16 protein-coding genes and 2 pseudogenes are annotated in these 20,546 nt (G+C 64.8%); 8 read left to right on the forward strand and 10 right to left on the reverse strand.

Translation table 11 applies throughout. The annotated features are described in order from the left end of the window. Positions 1-15: 15 nt before the first annotated feature. The gene (locus Har1131_RS13070; RefSeq protein WP_014039847.1) at positions 16-1,074 is read right to left on the reverse strand and encodes a glycosyltransferase; all 1,059 of its coding nucleotides are present in this window, start codon (positions 1,072-1,074) and stop codon (positions 16-18) included. Positions 1,075-1,202: 128 nt separating this feature from the next. Between Har1131_RS13070 and Har1131_RS13075 the strand changes: the two genes are divergently transcribed. From Har1131_RS13075 to Har1131_RS13085, 3 genes are all read left to right on the forward strand, one after another. Continuing rightward, a complete protein-coding gene (locus Har1131_RS13075; protein WP_151146762.1) occupies positions 1,203-2,987 on the forward strand; it encodes a DUF2339 domain-containing protein in 1,785 nt (594 codons plus the stop codon). A 74-nt stretch (positions 2,988-3,061) separates the two neighbouring features. Continuing rightward, positions 3,062-4,870 (forward strand): S9 family peptidase, encoded by a 1,809-nt coding sequence (locus Har1131_RS13080; protein ID WP_151146764.1) that lies wholly within the window; start codon positions 3,062-3,064, stop codon positions 4,868-4,870. Between the two features lie 120 nt (positions 4,871-4,990). Then, the gene (locus Har1131_RS13085) at positions 4,991-5,506 is read left to right on the forward strand and encodes an NUDIX hydrolase (RefSeq protein ID WP_151146767.1); all 516 of its coding nucleotides are present in this window, start codon (positions 4,991-4,993) and stop codon (positions 5,504-5,506) included. Here the strand turns inward: Har1131_RS13085 and Har1131_RS13090 are convergent. Next, the gene (locus Har1131_RS13090) at positions 5,503-6,561 is read right to left on the reverse strand and encodes an NAD(P)-dependent glycerol-1-phosphate dehydrogenase (RefSeq protein ID WP_151146770.1); all 1,059 of its coding nucleotides are present in this window, start codon (positions 6,559-6,561) and stop codon (positions 5,503-5,505) included. The two genes, Har1131_RS13085 and Har1131_RS13090, sit on opposite strands and share 4 nt — an antisense overlap. A gap of 86 nt (positions 6,562-6,647) precedes the next feature. On the opposite strand from Har1131_RS13090, the gene Har1131_RS13095 reads away from it, so the two are divergent. Beyond that, positions 6,648-6,818: a TrmB family transcriptional regulator sugar-binding domain-containing protein gene (locus Har1131_RS13095; protein WP_225308134.1), complete on the forward strand. Its 171-nt coding sequence runs from the start codon at positions 6,648-6,650 to the stop codon at positions 6,816-6,818. 3 nt (positions 6,819-6,821) lie between these two features. Here Har1131_RS13095 and Har1131_RS13100 read toward each other — a convergent pair whose 3' ends face one another. After that, positions 6,822-7,805 (reverse strand): NAD-dependent epimerase/dehydratase family protein, encoded by a 984-nt coding sequence (locus Har1131_RS13100; RefSeq protein WP_151146773.1) that lies wholly within the window; start codon positions 7,803-7,805, stop codon positions 6,822-6,824. Between the two features lie 213 nt (positions 7,806-8,018). Between Har1131_RS13100 and Har1131_RS13105 the strand changes: the two genes are divergently transcribed. Next, the gene (locus tag Har1131_RS13105) at positions 8,019-8,579 is read left to right on the forward strand and encodes a type IV pilin (RefSeq protein WP_023843170.1); all 561 of its coding nucleotides are present in this window, start codon (positions 8,019-8,021) and stop codon (positions 8,577-8,579) included. A 60-nt stretch (positions 8,580-8,639) separates the two neighbouring features. Here the strand turns inward: Har1131_RS13105 and Har1131_RS13110 are convergent. The 4 genes and pseudogenes from Har1131_RS13110 to Har1131_RS13120 all read right to left on the reverse strand — a co-directional run. Beyond that, positions 8,640-9,413, reverse strand: a pseudogene (locus tag Har1131_RS13110) (prohibitin family protein); the annotation flags it as partial. Positions 9,414-9,430: 17 nt separating this feature from the next. After that, positions 9,431-9,610, reverse strand: a complete 180-nt coding sequence (locus Har1131_RS22165; protein ID WP_225308118.1) for a hypothetical protein — start codon at positions 9,608-9,610, stop codon at positions 9,431-9,433. Between the two features lie 187 nt (positions 9,611-9,797). Next, a complete protein-coding gene (gene gltB, locus Har1131_RS13115) occupies positions 9,798-14,345 on the reverse strand; it encodes a glutamate synthase large subunit (RefSeq protein ID WP_151146776.1) in 4,548 nt (1,515 codons plus the stop codon). A gap of 154 nt (positions 14,346-14,499) precedes the next feature. Then, on the reverse strand, positions 14,500-14,913 hold the full coding sequence (locus tag Har1131_RS13120) for a CBS domain-containing protein (protein WP_050006892.1): 414 nt from the start codon (positions 14,911-14,913) through the stop codon (positions 14,500-14,502). A 489-nt stretch (positions 14,914-15,402) separates the two neighbouring features. Here Har1131_RS13120 and Har1131_RS13125 point away from each other — a divergent pair. Continuing rightward, positions 15,403-16,361, forward strand: a pseudogene (locus Har1131_RS13125) (patatin-like phospholipase family protein). A gap of 12 nt (positions 16,362-16,373) precedes the next feature. On the opposite strand, the gene proS reads toward Har1131_RS13125, so the two are convergent. The 3 genes from proS to Har1131_RS13140 form a co-directional block, all read right to left on the reverse strand. Next, a complete protein-coding gene (gene proS / locus Har1131_RS13130; RefSeq protein WP_151146779.1) occupies positions 16,374-17,828 on the reverse strand; it encodes a proline--tRNA ligase in 1,455 nt (484 codons plus the stop codon). Positions 17,829-17,957: 129 nt separating this feature from the next. After that, the gene (locus tag Har1131_RS13135) at positions 17,958-18,737 is read right to left on the reverse strand and encodes an S-adenosyl-l-methionine hydroxide adenosyltransferase family protein (protein ID WP_151146782.1); all 780 of its coding nucleotides are present in this window, start codon (positions 18,735-18,737) and stop codon (positions 17,958-17,960) included. Positions 18,738-18,830: 93 nt separating this feature from the next. Further along, complete coding sequence (locus tag Har1131_RS13140) at positions 18,831-19,553, reverse strand: hypothetical protein (protein WP_014039831.1); 723 nt, start codon at positions 19,551-19,553, stop codon at positions 18,831-18,833. Between the two features lie 81 nt (positions 19,554-19,634). Between Har1131_RS13140 and Har1131_RS13145 the strand changes: the two genes are divergently transcribed. Then, on the forward strand, positions 19,635-19,970 hold the full coding sequence (locus Har1131_RS13145; RefSeq protein WP_014039830.1) for a hypothetical protein: 336 nt from the start codon (positions 19,635-19,637) through the stop codon (positions 19,968-19,970). Beyond that, positions 19,967-20,470 carry a helix-turn-helix domain-containing protein gene (locus Har1131_RS13150; protein ID WP_151146785.1) on the forward strand — a complete coding sequence of 168 codons (504 nt, stop codon included), beginning with the start codon at positions 19,967-19,969 and terminating at the stop codon, positions 20,468-20,470. Before Har1131_RS13145 ends, Har1131_RS13150 begins: the two co-directional genes overlap by 4 nt. Positions 20,471-20,546: the final 76 nt, after the last annotated feature.

A 20,546-nucleotide genomic window follows, 5' to 3' on the forward strand; every position in this document is an offset into this window, starting at 1 on the left:
TGAACGGCGTTCCGATTAGAAAAGACCGGTCTCCTCGATACGTGACTCGTACAGGTCCTCGTACTCTGCACGGACCTGTGCGTGGTCGAACTCGGCACAGGACTCGTCGACGGTCCGGCGCTCGAAGTCGGCCGATTCGGCGATTTTGTCGGCGATTTCCTGCGGGTTCGTCACCCGGAAGGCGCGGTCGCGCTGCTCGATGAGTTCGTGGGCCGACGACTCGGCCTGGTACTCCACGATACCGATACAGCCACAGGCCATCGCCCAGAGGAGGTCCGTTGCGAAACACTCTCGGAACGCCGTCTGGACGAATACGTGCGCGCCCTTGTAGATCGAGACGCGCTCCTCGATGTCGCACGCGCCGGCGAAGGTCACGCGGTCGTCGATGCGGAGGTCGGCCGCCTCCTGTTCGTAGTACTCCCGCTCCGGGCCGTCGCCGATGATCGTCGCCGACCAACCCTTCTGTCTGAGTTCCGCCAGTCCGAGCAGCAGCGACTCGACGTTCGCGCTGCCGTCCAGCCGGTGGGCGTACACCACGTCGATCTCCTCGTCGGGGTCGACTTCCCGGACAAGATCCATGTCGATGCTCTGTGGGAGAATCGCGGTCTGGTCCGCCGTCGCTCCCCGCTCGCGGACCCGCGTGCGGACGAGTTCGGAGGGGGTGACGAGACAGTCCGACGCGCGGAGCGCGAGGTTGGCCCGGCGGCTTTCGGGCACGTCTTCGTCCCCATACCACTCCGTGAGAAGCGGCGCGCGAGACAGCGTTGCACCGGTCTTGGCCGCGAGTGCGACCGACGACGGCGTCGGGTGAACGTGGACGACATCCGGGCGGAACCGGGCGAGCATGGCCGGAAGGCGGACACAGAAGGAGGGGACGGTCGGCGAGACGGTGACGGCGCGGTACGTGACGCCGTCGCGCTCGCGCTGATTGTCGAATCCCGGCCACCACTGCGAACAGAACACGGTCACGTCGTGACCGGCAGCGGCGAGTTCGGTAGCCACCCGCTCCAGCCGGGTCCGGCCCACTGTGTCCCGGTACTGACTCGTCTCCATGGCGACGACCGCGACACGCATACAGGTGCGACGACGTGGCCGCTCAAAAATCCACCCGTTCGCGGTTGACGGCGACAGATGGCGGATTGGCCGTCGGAACTGTCGTTCGACTGGATGTTTATTACAGCGACTCTGCAACGTGTCAGTGTATGAGCGATGATGACGACCTCGAAGCGGAAGTACGTGACCTCCGCGCCGAGGTCGATGCCCTCCAGACACGCATCACCGCCCTGGAATCGAAACTGGACACCGACCCGCCTCCGTCTGTCGGGGACGAAACTGCAACCACTGAAGCGGACACGGCGGCTCCCGAATCGGAGGCCACACACGGTTCGGGGACAGCGCCAGAGACCGGCGAGACAGCCGACAGCGACGCGCCTGTCGACGAGCGGAACTGGGAGCGCGACATCGGGATGAAGTGGCTCGGCGGGGTCGGCGGGCTCGCGCTGGTGGTCGGCGTCGTCTTCTTCATTCGTCTGGCTATCGAAGCGGGCTACCTCGGCCCGCTCGGGCGTGTGCTCACCGGCACAGCGGGCGGGCTCATACTGCTCGCGGGCGGTCGGTACGCCGCCGAGCGGCAGGGCTACGACCGATGGGGTCGGCTCGTCGCGGGGACCGGCCTCGCCATCGCGTATTTCAGCGTCTACGCGGCCTACGGTTTCGAGTCGTATCGAGCCGCCATCGGAGCGCCGCTGTGGGTGGTTCTGCTGGTCCTGACAGCTCTCGTGGCCGCCACAGCGGTTGTCTCGGTGCGGGACCACGCGCCGGCCGTCGCCGGCGAGGCGTTCCTGCTGGGATACGTCACGGCCTACGTCGGACTCGACGCCGCGTCCTTCGTCGTCTCGCCGGCCTACGTCGTGCTTCTCACGGCCGGGCTGGTGACCATCGCCGCCGTCCGGCCGTGGAGCCGGCTCGTCCTCGGCAGCGTCCTCCCGGCCTACGTGCTCCACATCGCCTGGATGAACAGGCTAGAGCCACCCGAAGCGGTTGCCACCGCCATACTCACCGCGACGTTCGCCGTCTACGCCGCTGGTGTGTACGTGCTCCGTGCAAGCGACCGAACGGACCGATGGCACCGCCGACTGGTGGAAGCGACGACCGGGCTCAATGCCGTGTTCGCCGCGATCCTGCTGGAAGGCGTCGTTCGTCGACTCATCCCGACAGCGCCGGACGGAGTGGCTGTCGGCGCAGTCGGACTCGCCCTTGTCGGCGTCTACGCCGTCACGGGGTCACGCCTCGGACAGCAAGACAGCGCCGCTGGGATGCTTGCCGTCGTGCTACTCGCGGTCAGCGTCGTCCTCGCGGCCGACCCGTTCTTTGCGACCGCCGGACTTCTCGGCCTGCTCTGTGGGGCGCTGGCGCTCGGATTTCGCCGCGACGCGAGGGCAGTTCGTATCGGCGGGCACCTCGTCGCCGTCGGGACCGTCGCCAAACTGCTCGCCGTGGACGCGACCGAATTACCGGCGTTCTCGCTCGCGGACCCGCTGGCGACCGCGATGGGGCGACCAGCCGCCTACCTGCTGGGAATCGCGGTCTTCTACGCGCTCGGTCGGTGGTTCGGCGGGGCATCGACGACGGTTCCCGGCATTGACCGCGAACTCTCTATGGCTGCTCCGTACGCCTGGACAGCGACCGGGCTCGCGGTGGTGTTCCTGGGACTGGAGCTTTCGGGGGCCGGGCTGTCGGTCGCATGGGCCGTCCTGGGGCTCGCGTTCGTCGGGGCTGGCCTCGCGTTTGACGCCCGCAGTCGCCGGCTCCAGGGCGTCGTCGTCCTCGGCCTGGTGACAACCAAGGTGTTCCTCTACGATACGCAGGGGCTCGATACGCTCGCCCGGACCCTCTCGTTCCTCGTGCTGGGTGGCATCCTCCTCGTCGCCTCGTACGCGTACGCCCGGTGGCAGGGAGAGGAGCCGCTCAAGCGGCTTTCTGGGTAACAGCCGCCGCGTTCCGCTGAATCAGACCACGGCCGCCACAAAGGGTTTTGCCGGTCCCTGCCGTCCCACCGGTTGTGACCGCGTACGACCTCTCTCGCTATCTGAACGTCCGCAGCGCCTACGGCAGTTCGTTCGCGCCGGACGGGACGCTCGCCTTCCTGATGAACACGACCGGCGTCGCCCAGGCCTGGTCGCTTACCGAGCCACAGGGCTGGCCCGAGCAACTGACTTTTTATGACGACACCGTGAGCTTCGTCGACTACTCGCCCGAGCGCCAGGAACTCGTCTTCGGCATGGACGAGGGCGGCAACGAGCGGGCGCAGCTGTACCGGCTCGACGCGGACGGGCGCGTCCACGAACTCACCGGAATGCCCGACGCGAAGCACCGCTGGGGCGGCTGGTCGCCCGACGGCGAACGCTTCGCCTTCGCGTCGAACCGCCGCGACAAGGCCGTGTTCGATATCTACGTGCAGGACCGCGCCGCGACCGGCGACGACGCGGACCTGGTCTGGGAGGGCGACGGCTGGCTCTCCGTGGGCGGGTTCTCGCCCGACGGCGAGCGCCTGCTGGTCAGCGAAGCCCACTCCAGTTTCGACCAGGACATCTACGTGCTGGACATCGACAGCGGGGACCTCAGCCATCTCACGCCGCACGAGGGGAAGGTCCGCTACACGAGCGCGTCGTGGGGGCCGGACGGCGATGCGGTGTATCTCGTCACCGACGCCGAGAGCGACACGCTCGAACTGGCCCGCCTCTCGGTCGACGGCGACCTCGACATCGTGCGCTCGGACGACCAGTGGAACATCGACGGTGTCGCGCTGGACAAGGACAGCGGCCGTCTCGTGTACTCGCGCAACGTCGACGGCTACAACGAACTCACCGTCGGCGAACTGACGGGGCCGACGACCATCGAGACGTTCCCGACGCCGGACCTGCCGGGCGGGCTGGCTGGCGGCGTCGCCTGGGGACCCAACGCCGAGCGTTTCGCCGTTAGCGTCACCGGGCGGCGGGTCAATACCAACGTGTTCGTCGTCGAGGCCGAAACCGGTGAGAGCGAACAGTGGACGGCCGCTTCGACGGCCGGCATCCCGCGCGAGACGTTCATCGAGCCAGAGGTCGTCCGGTTCGACTCCTTCGACGGGCGAGAGATTCCGGCGCTGTTCTCGCTGCCGGACGGTGCGAACGGGGCCGGTGCTGACGGCGACACGCCCGTCATCGTCGACATCCACGGCGGCCCGGAGAGCCAGCGCCGCCCGTCGTTCTCGGGCCTGACCCAGTACTTCCTCTCGCGAGGCTACGCGGTCTTTGAGCCCAACGTCCGCGGGTCGACCGGCTACGGGAAGGCTTACACACACCTCGACGACGTCGAAAAGCGGCTGGACTCCGTGAAGGACCTGCGGGCCGGCGTCGACTGGCTCCACGACCACCCGGCCGTCGACCCCGACCGAACCGTGGCGATGGGCGGCTCCTACGGCGGCTTCATGGTGCTGGCGGCGCTGACGGAGTACCCCGACCTCTGGGCGGCCGGCGTCGACGTGGTCGGCATCGCCAACTTCGTGACGTTTCTGGAGAACACCGGTGACTGGCGACGCGAACTCCGCGAGGCCGAGTACGGCTCCCTTGACGAAGACCGCGAGTTCCTCGAATCCATCTCGCCCATCAACAACGTCGACCGCATCGACGCGCCGCTGTTCGTCCTCCACGGGGCCAACGATCCGCGTGTTCCAGTCGGCGAGGCCGAGCAGATCGCCGAGCAGGCGGCCGAACGGGGAGTTCCCGTGGAGAAGCTCGTCTTCGACGACGAAGGACATGGCATCAGCAAGCGGGAGAACCGCATCGAGGCCTACACCGCTGTCGTCGAGTTCCTCAACGAGCACGTCTGAGAGGTCCGGCCGAATGCTGTGACGGACGGTATTACGGGGGATCACAGCCGGCGCACAGGGTAGTTTCAAACTGTGAGGGCGTTCAGGCGGATTTATTACGCTGCCGAAGCACCGTTTCGTATGGAGATAGCCGAGCGCTCGCGAGCGCGGGTGCAGGAACGCCTCGCCCGGCTCGAACAGGAGTTCGGCTCGACGCCGGTGGACCAGACCACCTTTTCGGTCGGTGCGGAGGCGTACCAGCGTGCTGTCGAGCGCTCACGGGAGGGACAGGTGGACGTACACGCGTTCGTCCACAACGAGTCGGGTGACGTGCTACTCAGCGACGCCGACGGGTCCTGGGAAATTCCCCAGGGCCAGACACAGGGGGCCGAGCGGCCGGCGACGGCGGTCGAACGAGTCGTCACCGAGACAGCCGGCGTTTCGTGTACCATTCGGGATGCCGTTCGGGCGACCATCTGTGGCGTGCGAAACGAGGCAGATCAGGACGCCGAGACGGTGTATCGACTCAGTATCGTGTTCGACGCCGAAATCAACAGCGCCGCGCCCGGCGGCAGTGACGCCGAGACGGTCGATGAGGCCGAAGCGTCGATTCGATGGGACGACTCGAGCGATGTCGCGGTCGCAGAACTGGTTTAGATAACACCAGTGACTGTTGCTGCTTCTATCGCCGCTTCTTCGCTCATCCCGTCCCCGAGTACCGTGTAGCGGTCCCGTATCTGGTGGGCCGTGGTCAGCGCTTCGATCACGGTCTCGTCGTCGATGCCGAGCTCGTCCGCCGTCGTCGGCGCGCCGATGGCCGCCAGCGCGTCCCTGGCGTCTTTCCACTTGCCTTTCTGGCCGCTGTGGAGGTACTCGGTCATGATCGAGCCGACACCGACCTGATGGCCGTGGAGCGCGCCGTCGGGGACGAGCCGGTCCAGCTGGTGGGAAAACAGGTGTTCCGCGCCGCTTGCCGGACGCGAGGAATCGGCGATGGACATCGCGACGCCGGAGGAGACGAGCGCTTTCACGACGATCCACGAGGACTCCTCCAGACCCTGTTTTATCGAATCGGCACTCTCGACGAGCATCTCGGCAGTCATCTGGGAGAGCGCGCCGGCGTACTCGGAGTAGTGGACGTTCTTGAGCCGGTGAGCGAGCTGCCAGTCCCGGACCGCGGTGTAGTTCGAGATGATATCGGCACAGCCGGCGGTCGTCAGCCGCCATGGGGCCTCGGCCAGCACCTCAGTATCGGCGATGACGGCGAGGGGTGGTTCAGCGGCGACGCTGTGGCGTGTATCGCCCTCGGGGACGGACCCCCGACCAGAGACGATACCGTCGTGGCTCGCGGCCGTCGGCACCGAAACGAATCCCAGCCCGAGGTCGTCGGCCGCCATCTTCGTGATGTCGATGGCTTTCCCGCCGCCGACGCCCAGCAGGAAGCCCGCATCGATCTCCGACGCGTGGTCGATGACCTGCTGGACAGCGTCGAAACTGGCCTCCTCGATGACGATTTCGGATGGGTCGTACCCCTCGTCCTCGAACTGTGCGACCACTTTCTCGCCCGCGACCTTGTGCGGCGTCGGACTGGAGACGATGAGCGGCCGCCCGGTCAGGTGGAGCTCGCTCACGGCCTCGATTGTCCGGCCGAGGACACCGTGCCCGACCACGACGTTCCGGGGGAGACGGATCCAGGTGCGTTTCTCGAACATGGTTGCCTGTCTCAGGGCACGCGTGAAAACAGTTTAGGTGCGGTCGGGGGAGTTGGAGACGCACTCGAAGCAGGTGTTTTGAAACAATCGGCGAGGTGGTCGATGTCCGACAGAACCTCATCGAACCGCACAACAGCGACTTCGGGGTCGAGAACTCGCTGGTCGTCGATACCGGACAAGACCACATCGCTGTCGGCGGATACGGCGCGTTCTTGGAGGACTACGAGGTCAAGCACACGACGCTCCGCCGGGCGTAGTGATCACCCGGTCAGGCGGTCGATAAGCGTCGCTTCCGTGTCTCGGTCCGGGCCGAACTCCCGGCCGGTTCGGTCGTTCTCCCGATGCTCGGCGACGGTCACGGCCAGCGCCGTCTCGTGGGGCGTCGACGACCAGCCCAGGTCGCGGAGCTTCGCCGTCGACAGCAGATGCGGCGAGTCGCGGTAGATGGGGAAGTCGTCGGGGTCCAGTCCCGCCGCCGCGAGCTCACGCTCGCCGACGCCGATGGTCTCGACGTCCGTCTCGTGTACTCTGGCGAGCAGGTCAACCCACTCCCGGAGCGTCGGCGCGTGCTCGTCGCCGACGTTGTACGCCTCGCCGGCCGTCCCTCGCTCCGCGACGAGGCGAAGCGCGCTCGCCACGTCCTCGACGTAGGCCATCTGCCACAGGCTGAGGCCGTCGCTGGGAACGACGATCCGGTCGTACTCGGCCACGCGGTCCACCCAGTAGGCGAACCGCTCGGTGTAGTCGTAGGGGCCGTACACGACGGTCGGCCGGACGCTCATCGCCCGCACGCCGTCCTCCGCGGCGGCGAACACCTCGCGGTCGCCCTCGGCTTTCCGGGGACCGTAGGTCTCCGCGCTGTCGGTTGTGGCCTGCTCGGCGGTACAGCCTGCAAGCGGTGTCTCTCCCTCCCGTTTGGGCGTCCGTTCGACGCCGTAGGCCGCGCCGCTCGAGACGTACACGTACGCCTCGGCGTCAGCAAACACGTCGGTCGCCGCCCGGACATCTTCCGGGAAATACGCTACGCAGTCGACGACTACGTCGGGATCGATCTGCTTGCGGGCGGTTTCGAGTGTGTCCCGCTCGTTCCGGTCGCCCTTGATGTGAGTGACATCGGAGTTCGTGAACGGATTCGAGCGCTGGCCGCGGGTGAGCATCGTCACGTCGTAGCCCGCGTCGCGGAACTCGGTGACCGTGTGTCGGCCGATGAACCTGCCGCCGCCGATGACGAGGACGCTGTCCATACGCTGTGCTCGGACGGGACCAGCAAAACAGTGTGGCTCACCGCCGGAGTCTGCCGCAGGTCCGACAGTCGATACCGATTGTTTGCCGGGGCGGCAAGACGACCGGTTTCTCCGCAGAATGCGATGATAGAACCGGCAATGTACGGTTCAAGACGACGTCTCACGCCAGTCCCGTTGCGGGTGTTTTTATGTAACCGGATAGTAGCAGACCCAGTGACGGGTCAGTTGCGTGCTGTCTCTTCGGTCATTTCAGTTATCCTTCTCGTGGCGGTAACTGTCGTTCTCGCGGCAGTGCTGTCTATGGCGACGGTTGACCTCGCGGAGACGTTGGATGATACAGCGCCCGTAATCGGCCAATCAGACGGTGAGTTCGCCGCACAGGATGGGTTCGACGGGGGCATCGTCCGTATCACGCACGTTGCTGGAGATGTCGTCCGTGTCTCGGATATCGAAGTGGCAGTCAGTGCCGACTGTAGCGGTGACGGAACTGAAAAGCACGGGCGGTTAGTCAATCTGCCGGCGAAATCCGGTGACCGGCCACAGAGTGACAACATCGAGGGCGACGATCTCTTCGACGAGAGCACTGGCTCGCTCACGGAGCGCGGTGCCGATGATACCGGGGCACTGGTTACGGACGAGTTCCGCCCCGGTGACGTTATCATCTTCCGAATCGCAGGCGGGGACTGTGACTTGCAGTCGGGCGACACGGTAACCGTCCGAGTCGTGCACACCCCGTCGAACGCGGTTATTATCCGACAGGAATTAACTGCATGACTCGACAGGTACCCGGCACAGCGGGACAAAAACGAACGAGGCGCTCCTTCTTGCCTGTGGTCAGTTCCCGCCCGTTGCGTTCGTCACGTTTGTCGAGAACCCCGTATCGGCACTGGAAGTGTTTCCGCCGCTACTCCTGCCAGTCTGCAGGATAATCGGTGTCCCCTCGTCGTCAGTCGCCAGAATGACCTTATCCGAATCGTCGATGCTCTGCACGTACTGCTGTTTCAGCACGACCGGGTTGTCCCGAAGCGCCTCGCCGCGGATCTCGATAACCCGGGCGTCGGCTTCGGCCTGAATCTCCTGACGCTTCTTCTCGCGTTCGGCCTGTTGAATCTCGAACTTCTTCTCTTCGACGCGTTGCTTGGCGATTTCCTTGTCATTGAGCGCCTGGTCGTACGAGTCCGGGAGGTCGACGTCACGGACCTGTACCTCTTCGAGGACGAGCGCTTCGCCCTCAAACGCGGATTCGAGTTTCTGCTGTGCCGCCTCACCAAGCCGCTCGCGGCCGCTGTTGGTGTATATTTCGCTTGTCTGGATACCGGCGGCCTCGTCACGGAGTTGCGACCGAACGGACGGTCGAATAAGCCGTTCCTCCGCCTGTTCGACGTTCCGCCATTCCGTGACGAACCCTGACGCGTCCGCTTCTTCGACCTTGTACCGGACGGTGATGTCGATGTCGACCGTCGTCCCGTTTATCGTCTGGACGGTCACCGCATCGGATTGGGCCGCTCTGTCGCCTTCGCCCTCGGTGTTGGCCATGGTGTAGGTCCGTGGCCGGATTTCCACGTCCTGGACCGAGTCCTTGACAGGCACGATGATGTGTGCGCCCGGTTGGAATTCAGCGCCGGTTACCGCGCCGAACGATTTCTGGACGCCGACGTGGCCTTCGGGACCTGATGATAGCCACCGAACAGGGCCGTTGCGACGGCAAGGGCAACAACGATGCTGACGCCGATACGGAGGCCGCGGCCGACATCGATGTCGATATCCGACCCGGAATCAGGGCCAGGGTCAGGGATGTCACTCATGCTGTGCTCCGATGCGATACCACGGTTGGTTTACAGGGACCATGTCCCGCACTTTGGCCCGACGGCTATAGAGCCAGCGGTTGATTGTCACAGTGTCGCACTAGGGCTACCGGACCTCCCTCTCAATTGTGATCGAAAAAAGCGAGCTATTGCCAACTGATATCCAAAACCGACGAATAACCGCGCGTCAGTCGTCTGTCGAGGCGGCGAAGTCGGCTTCGGCGGCTTCGGCACTCGGCGCGGCCTTGGCCGGCGGCTCGTTGCGCACGTCGTCGCGCTCGCGGTCGGCGATGACCTCGGCGTAGGCGTCGGGCATCACCTTCGTGAAGTTCTCCACTTCGGCGTCCCAGTCATCGAGCAGTTCCGCCGCGCGGTCGGAGTCGGTGTAGGCGGCGTGGTTCTCGACGAGTCGGGTAATCATCTGGCGGTCCTTGCCTTCGAGCGTATCAGCCAGCGACACCATGCCGGTGTTTGCCTTCTCGGCGAACTCGCCGTCGGGGTCGTAGACGTAGGCGACGCCGCCGGACATCCCGGCCGCGAAGTTCTTGCCCGTCTCGCCCAGCACGACGATAGCGCCGCCGGTCATGTACTCACAGCCGTGGTCGCCGACGCCCTCGACGACGCCCTTGACCCCGGAGTTTCGGACGGCGAAGCGCTCGCCGGCCATGCCGTTGACGTAGGCCTCGCCCTGCGTCGCGCCGTACAGCGCGACGTTGCCGATGACGATGTTCTCCGACGGATCGAAGGGGGCCTGATCCGGCGTGTTCACGATGAGCTTCCCACCGGAGAGCCCCTTGCCGACGTAGTCGTTGGCCGTCCCGGTCAGTTCCATCGTCACGCCCTGTGCGAGGAACGCGCCGAAGGACTGGCCGGCCGTGCCGTCGAAGTCGACCCGGATAGTGTCGTCCGCGAGGCCGTCACTTGCGTGCTCGCGGGAGATGCGGTTCGAGAGCGTCGCCCCGACCGCACGGTCGACGTTGGTGATATCGGTGTCGATAGCGACCGGGTCGCCGCTGTAGATGGCGTCCTCGGCGGCGTCGATGAGGTCCCAGTCGAGTTGTTCGTCGACCTCGTGGGTCTGCTCGCGCTGCTTGTAGCGGCCGTCGTTGTCGGCCGGCTCAGCGATGACTCCCGAGAGGTCGAGCTTCTGGGCCTTGGGCTGGCTCACGTCGTCGCGCTGCTTGAGTACGCTCGGTCGGCCGATCATCTCGTCGATAGTCTCGAAGCCGAGTTCGGCCATGATCTCGCGCAGTTCCTGAGCCACGAACGTCATGTAGTTGATGACGTGCTGTGGCTCGCCGGGGAAGCGCTCGCGGAGGTTCTCGTTCTGCGTGGCGATGCCGACCGGGCAGGTGTTTTCGTGGCACTGCCGAGCCATCACACAGCCCGAGGTGACCATCGAGGCGGTCCCGAAGGTGTACCCCTCGGCACCGAGCAGGGCGGCGACGGCCACGTCACGGCCGGTCTTCATGCCGCCGTCGGTGGTCACCTTGATGCGCGAGCGCAGGCCGGTGGCCCGGAGCATCTGGTTGGCCTCCGAAACACCTAGCTCCCAGGGGAGCCCGGCGTTCTTGATGGAGGTCTTCGGTGACGCGCCGGTCCCGCCGTCGTGGCCCGAAATGTGGACCACGTCGGCGTTGGCCTTGGCGACGCCGGCCGCGATGGTCCCGATGCCGTCCTCGGAGACCAGCTTGACGTTGATGTCGGCCTCGGGGTTCGAGGCCTTGAGGTCGTGGATGAGCTGCTTGAGGTCCTCGATGGAGTAGATGTCGTGCAGCGGCGGCGGCGAGATGAGGCCGACGCCCGGCGTCGCGTACCGGACGTGGGCGATCATCTCGTTGACCTTCTTGCCGGGCAGGTGGCCGCCTTCGCCGGGCTTCGAACCTTGCGCCATCTTGATCTGGAGCTCGTCGGCCGACGCGAGGTAATCCGAGGTGACGCCGAAGCGGCCGGAGGCGACCTGCTTCGTGGTACACTCCTTCTCGGTGTCGAACCGCTCGGGCGGCTCGCCGCCCTCGCCGGTGTTGGCGTTGGCCCCGAGCCGGTTCATCGCGATGGCGTTGTTCTCGTGCATCTCGGGCGACAGCGACCCGAGTGACATCGCCGCCGTCTCGAAGCGCTCGACGATGTCCTCGACCGGCTCGACGTCCTCGATGGGGATGGACTCGCGGTCGGAGTCGAACTCAAGCAGGCCACGGAGCGTCTGGAGCTCCTCGTTCTGGTCGTTGACCAGCTCGGCGAACTCCTTGTACGTGTCGTAGTCACCCATGCGGACAGCCTGCTGGATCTTGCCGACCGTGTTGGGGTTCCACTGGTGGTGGATGCCGTTCGAGCGGAACTCGTACTCGCCCTGGCGGGGCATCTCCGGCTCTTCCTCGCTCCAAGCGATTTCGTGGCGCTGGGTGAGGTCGTCCTCGATCTCCTCGATGCCGATACCCTCCGTCCGGCAGGTCGTCCCCTCGAAGTACTCGGCGATGAAGTCCGAGGAGAGGCCGACGGCCTCGAAGATCTGAGCGCCCTGGTAGGACTCCACGGTGGAGATACCCATCTTGGCCATCGTCTTCAGAAGGCCGTCCTCGACGGCGGTGATGTAGGCGTCGATAGCGTCGGCGAGGTCCGCGCCGTCCGGTCCAGCGACCAGATCCTCGATGGTCTGGTAAGCCAGGTAGGGGTTGACCGCGCCAGCGCCGTAGCCGATGAGCGTCGCGAAGTGATGCACCGCACGCGGGTCGCCGGACTCGACGACGAGCCCGACGTGGTTGCGGAGGCCGTTGCGGACGAGGTGGTGGTGGACGCCACCGACGGCCAGCAGGCTCGGAATCGGCACGCGGTCCTCGCTGGCCGAACGGTCCGAGAGCACGAGGATGTCGTGCTCTTTGGCAGCGGCGTCGGCTTCGGCCCGCACGTCTTCGACGGCCTGACGAAGGTCGCCGCCCTCTTTGTAGGTAATATCGATGACCTTCGTGGACATGCCGTTGGCGTTCAGGTCCTTGATCGACGCCGTCTCCTCGTCGGTGAGGATCGGCGAGTCGAGGACGAGTTGGCGGGCGTGATCTTGGCTCTCGTCGAGCATGTTGCGCTGGAACCCGAGCCGGGATTCCAGCGAGGTGACGAGTTCCTCGCGGATGTAGTCGAGCGGCGGGTTCGTCACCTGGGCGAACAGCTGCTTGAAGTAGGTGAACAGCGGACGGTTGAACTGCGAGAGGACCGACAGCGGCGTATCGTCGCCCATGGAGCCGACGGGGTCTTTCCCTTTCTCGGCCATCGGCTCGATGAGGTGGTCGACCTCGTCGTACGTGTAGCCGTACATGGCCTGGTGGCTTCGGAGGGCATCCGCGGGGTCCCGGGGCGCGTTGTCCCCGCGGTCGGCGACCTCGTCGAGGGCGACCTGTTCCTCGGCGACCCACTCGCCGTACTTGTCGTCCGTGATGTCGTCGAACACTTCGGCGTCGGGGATGACACGCCCCTCTTCGGGGTCGGCGAGGAAACACTGTCCGGGCTGGAGCCGGCCGCGCTCTTGAATCTCGCTGGCGTCGTGTTCCAGCGCGCCGGCTTCCGAGGACATCACGAGCGTGTTGTCCTCCAGCACGTCGTAGCGACACGGGCGCAGCCCGTTCCGGTCCAGCACGGCACCGATGCGGTCGCCGTCGGTGGCCGCGACGAGCGCCGGGCCGTCCCAGGGTTCGACCAGCGAGGCGTGGTAGTCATAGAAATCACGCCGGTCACCGGTCACGTCGTTCATCTCGCCGCGCCAGGCCTCCGGGATGAGCATCCGGAGCGCGTGGGGGAGGTCGCGGCCGCCCTGCAGCAGGAGTTCGAGCGCGTTGTCGACGCTCGCGGTGTCCGACTGCTCGGGGTCGTCGATAATCGGCTTGATTTTCTCTAAGTCGCCCTCGAACTCGTCGCTCTGGATGTCAGTCTCCCGAGCGCGCATCCAGTTGATGTTCCCCTGAATCGTGTTGAACTCGCCGTTGTGGATGACACGGCGGTAGGGGTGGGCAAGGTGCCACGCGCCCAGCGTGTTCGTCGAGAAGCGGGCGTGGACCATCGCGAACGTGGACTGCAGCCGCTCGTCTTCGAGGTCAGGGTAGTAGTCTTCGAGCTGTTCGGCCTTGAGCAGGCCTTTGTACACCACTACGTCGGTCGCGAGCGAGACAACATAGAAGCGCTCGTGACCCGGTGGTTTCGCTTCCTTGACGGTGTTTTCGAGCGACCGGCGGCCGATATACAGTTGATTCTCGAAGGCGTCGCCGGTCTTGCCCGTCGCGGAAGTGACGAAAAACTGGACGATGTCCGGCTCAGATTCGAGCGCCGTCGCGCCGAGGTCGCTGTTGTCAGTCGGGACGTCGCGCCAGTCGAGGACGTCCAGGCCCTCTGCGGCGAGTTCCGTCTCGACGAGGTCCTTCAGACTCCCGGCGACCTCGTCGTCTTTCGGGAGAAAGAGCGTGCCAACGGCGTATTCGCCGGCAGGCGGCAGGTCGGCGTCGACTTCGGCAGCGAAAAACTCGTGGGGGATCTGGAGCATGATGCCCGCTCCGTCGCCCGTATCTTGCTCGGCTCCTGTCGTCCCTCGATGTTCGAGGTTGTCGAGGAGTTCGAGTCCGTCCGATACAACCCAGTGGTCGCTCTGGCCGTCGAGGTCCATGACGACCCCGACGCCACAGTTCGACCGTTCGTCCGTGGGATCTGCAAGCCCGGCGTCGCCTGCAGAGAGACCTGTCTGTCGCTCAACCATGTGTTTCACGACTGGGGATGCCACTATAAGAGGGTAATCCTAATGGTATTAGTGTTGTTTAACCCCACATTAGGGAGTATATATTTATAACGATTGTTGGGGCTGTATCATGGTTTATAAACGGTCGTCCGCAGGCTGGCGGTTCACACGCTGTTCAGCTGAGCACAGGAGCGGATGACTGCTCGATACCCGAAACGTAGGCCGTCATGTCAGTCGTCGTCAACATTCCGACGACTCCTTCCGTCTCATCGACGACAGGGAGGTGGTGGACACTGTGGTCCAGCATCAGGCTTGCGGCCGCCTCGATGGGGTCGTTTGCCGTTACTGTAACCGGCTCCGTCGTCATGAAGTCAGACACGTCTAGCGCCGTCGTATCGCCACCTTCTGCGGCGATTTCGACGAAATCCGTGGAAGTGAGAATCCCCAACAACGCTCCGTCAGCGTCGACGACAACAACAGAGCTGATGTTCTCGTCGAGCATCCGCTTGGCGACCGCTTTCGCGTTCGCGTCAGCAGCAACAGTGGTGACAGGCGATGACATAATTCGTCCGACAAACACGTCGTCCATGACAGCCGATAACATAGGGCGAGGTATAACCGTGTTGGTTCCGGATATTTACCGATTGCAGCGATGCAGAGAAATATATAAGGTCTTAATATTCTGCGCTCGCGCCGACGAATGCACCACCCAACCAGTCGCTCGCTGTCTCCCCGACGCCGCATCCCGACTGGTCGATCACGTCGGGGCTGTCGGCCCACCGCTGATGACCCAGAATGGGCGATACATCCACGGTTCCCACGACGGTATCTGTTCGCCGTTTGGCGTTTGTATGACTGTAGTCTGACGGCGATTTATATACATAGAGACAGCAGTGGTCATCGGGGGCACGGAGGAAAATGTCACACGCTCCCCGACCCCATCCTTCCTTCATACTGCCGGCTGTGTTAGTGAAGATGCCCGCTACCCAGAGGTGGCAAGACACTTCACCGGCTCACAGCCGGCAGTATCGGTGGGCCGGCAACTATCTATGCAAGCCCCTCGTATATGAATTAAACCATGTCTGGTCATGGACCCAGCGTCGCCATCGCCTGTCAGGGCGGCGGCAGCCACAGTGCGTTTACCGCCGGTGTGCTGCAACGACTCCTACCAACTGTCGACAACGAGTACAATCTCGTGGGGTTGAGTGGTACTTCCGGTGGCGCGCTCTGTGCGGTCACGGCCTGGTACGGACTGCTCAGTGATGGCCCCGACGACGCCGAGAAGCTGCTGGGAGACGTCTGGTGTGACGTCGCCGCCACGACACCGCCCTCGGTCCTGCTGAACGAGTCGCTCGTCTGGCGCAAGCGACTACAGAATCTCATGGTCCCTGCGGCCGACATCTCGCCCTACGCGACGCCAGGAGCGGTCGGCCACGACTGGTTCCTATCGCTGCTCGACCGCCACATCGAGTTCGACGAGTTCGACAGTCTCGCCGACGAGGTACCACCGCATGTGACCGTCGGCACGGTCAACGTCAACAGCGGCGTGTTCGAGACGTTCACCGACGATGCCATCACAGCGAGGACGGTACTGGCCTCGGCCGCGTTCCCGCTGCTGTACAAAGCCGTCGAACTGAACGGTCACTGGCACTGGGACGGCCTGTTCTCACAGAACCCACCGATCCGGGAGTTCCTGACCAGCGACCGACCGAAACCGGACGAGATCTGGGTCATCCAGATCGAGCCACAGACCCGCGACGACCGACCGACATCGCTTGCGGAGATCACCGACCGCCGGCAGGAACTATCGGGGAATCTCTCGCTGAATCAGGAGCTGTTCTTCGTCCGGAAGGTCAACGAATGGGTCGAAAGGGGTATCTCCCGGACGATTTCAAACACATCGAGATACGGCGACTGGGACTCGATGAAAAGCTGACAGCAGCTTCGAAGCGCGACCGCGACCCTCGGTTCATCGAGGACCTCATGGAAACGGGCCGGGCCGAAGCCGGCGCGTTTCTGGACCGGATACCGGAGTAAGCACCCGCCTTCTCAGTAGCTCTTCGCGAAGTACGCCGTCTCCTCGGCGTCCTCACCGCAGATGGCGCAGTCGTCGTGGATCGGCTCCTCGTCGCGGTCGAGGGGAACCATCACGATTTCGGCCGCGATAGCGTCTTTGATCGGTTCCTCACAGTCCGCGTCGCCACACCAGCCACACTTCACGTAGCCGCCGTGCTGGCCGATAGTGCCCAGAATCTCCTCACGGGACTCAGCCTCGCGGATTTCGCCCTCCAGCGTCTCCTCGGCGTCGGCGTACAGCTTGGCGTGGACAGTGTCGAGGTGGTCGGTAACGGTGTCAGCGATGCCCTCGCGGTCGACGGTCGCGTTCTCACCGTCGGGCCGGTGGACCAGCGTGGCTTCCCCGTCCTCGACCTCGTGGGGACCGATTTCGATTCGGAGAGGAACGCCGTGTAGTTCGTGCTCGTTATACTTGAAGCCGGGATTGCGGTGCTCGCGGTCGTCGAGTTCGACGCGGACGCCGGCCTCGTCCAGTTCGGCAGCGAGGTCGGCGGCGTAGTCGATGACTTCGTCCTTGTTGTCCTCCTGCCAGATGGGGACGACGACGACCTGATCGGGTGCGAGCGCGGGCGGGAGCACGAGCCCCTGGTCGTCGGAGTGGGTCATGATGAGCGCGCCCATCGCGCGCCAGGACAGCCCCCACGAGGTCGTGTGGGCGGTGTTCTCCTCCTCGTCGGCGTCGGCGTATGTGATGTCGAACGCCTCGCCGAAGGAGGTCCCCAGATAGTGAGAGGTGGCGGCCTGAACGGTCTTGCCGTCGGGCATCAACGTCTCGATGGTAGTCGTCGTGTGCGCGCCGGGGAATTTATCGTGAGGGGGCTTGCGGCCCTTCAGCGGCGGCATCGCCATGACCTCCTCGTAGAGGCGAGCGTACTGGTCCAGACGGGTCATCGTCTCCTCCCACGCGCCGTCCTCGTCGGCGTGGGCAGTGTGGCCCTCCTGCCAGAGGAACTCCTTAGTGCGGAAGAACGGCTTCGTCTCGGTGGCCTCCCACCGGACGACGGAACACCACTGGTTCAACCGCAAAGGGAGGTCCCGGTGCGAGCGGGTCCACTGGGCCATGAACGGCGCGATGATGGACTCGCTGGTGGGCCGAACCGCGAGGCGCTCTTCGAGTTCATCGTGGCCGCCGTGGGTCACCCACGCGACCTCGGGGTCGAACCCCTCGACGACGTCTTTCTCCTTCTCCAGATAGCTCTCGGGAATAAACAGCGGGAAGTAGGCGTTCTGGACGCCGGTGTCCTTGAACCAGCCGTCGAGGTTGTTCTGGATACGCTCCCAGATGGCGTAGCCGCGTGGTCGCGTGACGATGAACCCGCCCATGGGGGCGTAGTCCGCGAGGCCTGCCTTCTGGACGACCTCGGCGTACCACTCGCCGGGTGAATGCTCCTTGCTCTCGGTAATTCCGAGTTCCTGCTCGCCACTCATTAGGTGTGTCGTGGCCCACGGCGCTAATAAACTCCCCGAAGGGTGGTGAGGCGCTGGCACGCCGACCGGACCAGTTCGATGCCCCGCTTCGCGCCGCGAGGACCATCGTAGCGGAGGTCGATCTCAGCTCTATTCCGCCCGTATAGAGAGACTGTCTCCGGGCTCCGGGGTCCCGAAGGCCGATGCCGCGGACCCGCCGCGCAAGAACAGCTCCTGATAGGGGTCACTCCCACCAGCCGACCCTGGGACGATAGCGAGGACTCCCTCCGGAACGTTCGATACAGCATCCCTGACAACGACCTCACGGGACTCACCGTTGAGTTCGACAGCGACTGTGTCACTACCGGGTTCGAACTCCGAGGTTCGAATCGAGGTCTTGACGTTCCCGTACCCGTCGACGTGACAGACCACGGACTCGGGCGGGGCCGGGACGTCGTCGAGTGAGCGCTCCGCGCCCAGCGACGAGCGGTCCCCGTTGGCTATCTCGGCGACGCGACGCGGGAACAGGTCTCGCGAGCGGAACTGGCCGGTGTCCGCCGGGAGTTCAACCTCGCGGAAGGTCGTGGCGTGGTCGGCGATAAACGAGAGGTTGTAGCCGGCGTCGACGGCGACAACGGGGACGCCGTTGTCCAGTTCGAGATAACAGAGCGCCCCACCAGTGTCGGCCCGCTCCGGTGTCGACTCCATGGTTCGTGGCGCGGTGTTCGAGTAAATCAGCAAGTCGTCGAACGACGGATTGTGGATGCCGAGCTGCGCAATCCAGAACCCCGTGGCGACCGTCGAGAACGGCTTGACTTCGGTCGACTGGACGGTCATCGTCGGGTCGGCGGCAGTGAGACGGTGGACGACCTCCGAGAATGCCGGATCGGCCGGGCCGTAGTCCGCGATGAGATGGACGAACGTGCTCATGAAAGGCTCCGGTCGCTACCACGTCGGTGAACCTGTATAATCTTGTGCCTTGGTAACAGAGCCAGCGCTGTCAAACGCACCCCGCGCCGACACTCAGGCACCGATTGTCGTCAGCGAGGCGATAGAGTCAGCGACACGGCGTTCCATTCCCGTCCCGGTGAATCCCGGCGCGGGGTCGACAGCCTGCGCGTAGAACCCTTCCTTGCTCTCGACGAACTCGACACAGAGTGCCCGCGCGCCAAAGCGGTCCAGCAACTCCCGGACGCGGGCCGCGAGCGTCACCTCGACAGTCTCCTCGCTGATGACGTGGTCCAGCCCGGACACTTCCGACCGGACCTGAATCGCCCGCAGATGGGTTTCGCGGCCGTCGTTGACGGCGAAGTACTTGTACTCCACCGGCTCCTCCCGAACCCGGGCCTGGTAGAAATCGCCCTCGTCACTGTTCGCCGGTATCCCGTCCCAGGCGTAGCGAGTCCGGGCGATGTAGTCGTGATCCGGCTTTTCGAACCAGACGGTCGGGACCTGACAGCCGACCTGCTCCAGCCCGTGGAGGGCGACGAGTCGGCAGGCCAGCGCCGTCGTCGGCAGGAACCCGTTCCACGTCTCGACGCCGACCCTGTCGGCGTAGCGAAGGGCGCTGAACGACTCGGGCCGGAGCGTCGTGTTGACGAGTGCGGCCAGGTCGTCGATATCGGCTCTGGCCACCGGGTTTCCGGGGCGGAGAAACTGGACGTCGAACCCCCGGGCGGAGAGCCGCTCTGCGACGGCACCGAACACCGGGTGTTCAGGCTCGCAGATGAAGCCGATGCAGTCCATACCGCCACGTCTCAGCGGTCCGATAAAAAAGTCGCGCAAAACCGAACGACTGAGGCACCGTGGTTCCGAAGTAAACGCCTGATGAAACCGCTCAGTATTGGGGGCCATCTCGGTGCCGGGAGCTGGGACATCGCCGCCGTCGTCGTCCTCTCCGCTGTGGCCGGGGCGGTCCTGTGTGGGCTTGCCCTGGTCGCGTACCGCCAGCGCGGGACGCGTGCGTATCTGTTGATTGTGCTCGCACTCGCCGCGCTGTTTGCCCGCCCACTCATCGCGCTGCTGTCCGGATTCGCACTGGTCTCAGGACCGACCCACCATTTCCTCGAACACGCGCTCGATACCCTCTTTGTCGTCCTCGTCCTCGGTGCAGTGTACTACGCCCGGACAGTCGAGAAACGCCTCGACGAGGAGGGGCTATGAGCGACACCAGAGCGCGGATTTACCGGCACATCGAGTCCAATCCGGGAGTTCACTTCCGGGAGCTAACCCGGTCGCTGGACCTCGCAACGGGACAGGTACAGTACCATCTGGGCCGACTCGACCGCATCACCAGCGAGTCGATCAACGGGCGCACGCACTACTACACGGCGTCGTTCGACCCCTGGGAGCGCCACGCCATCGCCTTCCTCCGTCGCGAAACGGCGAGAGACGTTCTCGTCACGCTCGTAGAGCGCGAAGCCGATCGCCCCGGCGAAGTGGCCGACCACCTCGACATCGCTCGGAGCACGCTCGAACACCACCTCAGCGGCCTGGTCGAACACGATATCGTCGAAAAGCGTCGGGACGGTGGACGGGTGACGCTGGCGCTCTGTCGGCGTGACCAGACGGTCGAGCTGCTCGCGACGGTGGACCCCACGGCCCCCGACCGCCTGTCGGACCGCTTCACCCGGTTACTCGACCGACTCTTCGAGAGCAGCTAGTTCGACTATCCGCGGACAGTGGCTGATTTCGAGTCCCGTACCACAACCCAATTGCACGGGCAGTCCATAGGGTGGG

The organism is Haloarcula sp. CBA1131 (genome assembly GCF_008728975.1).
GTDB classification, from domain to species: domain Archaea; phylum Halobacteriota; class Halobacteria; order Halobacteriales; family Haloarculaceae; genus Haloarcula; species Haloarcula hispanica.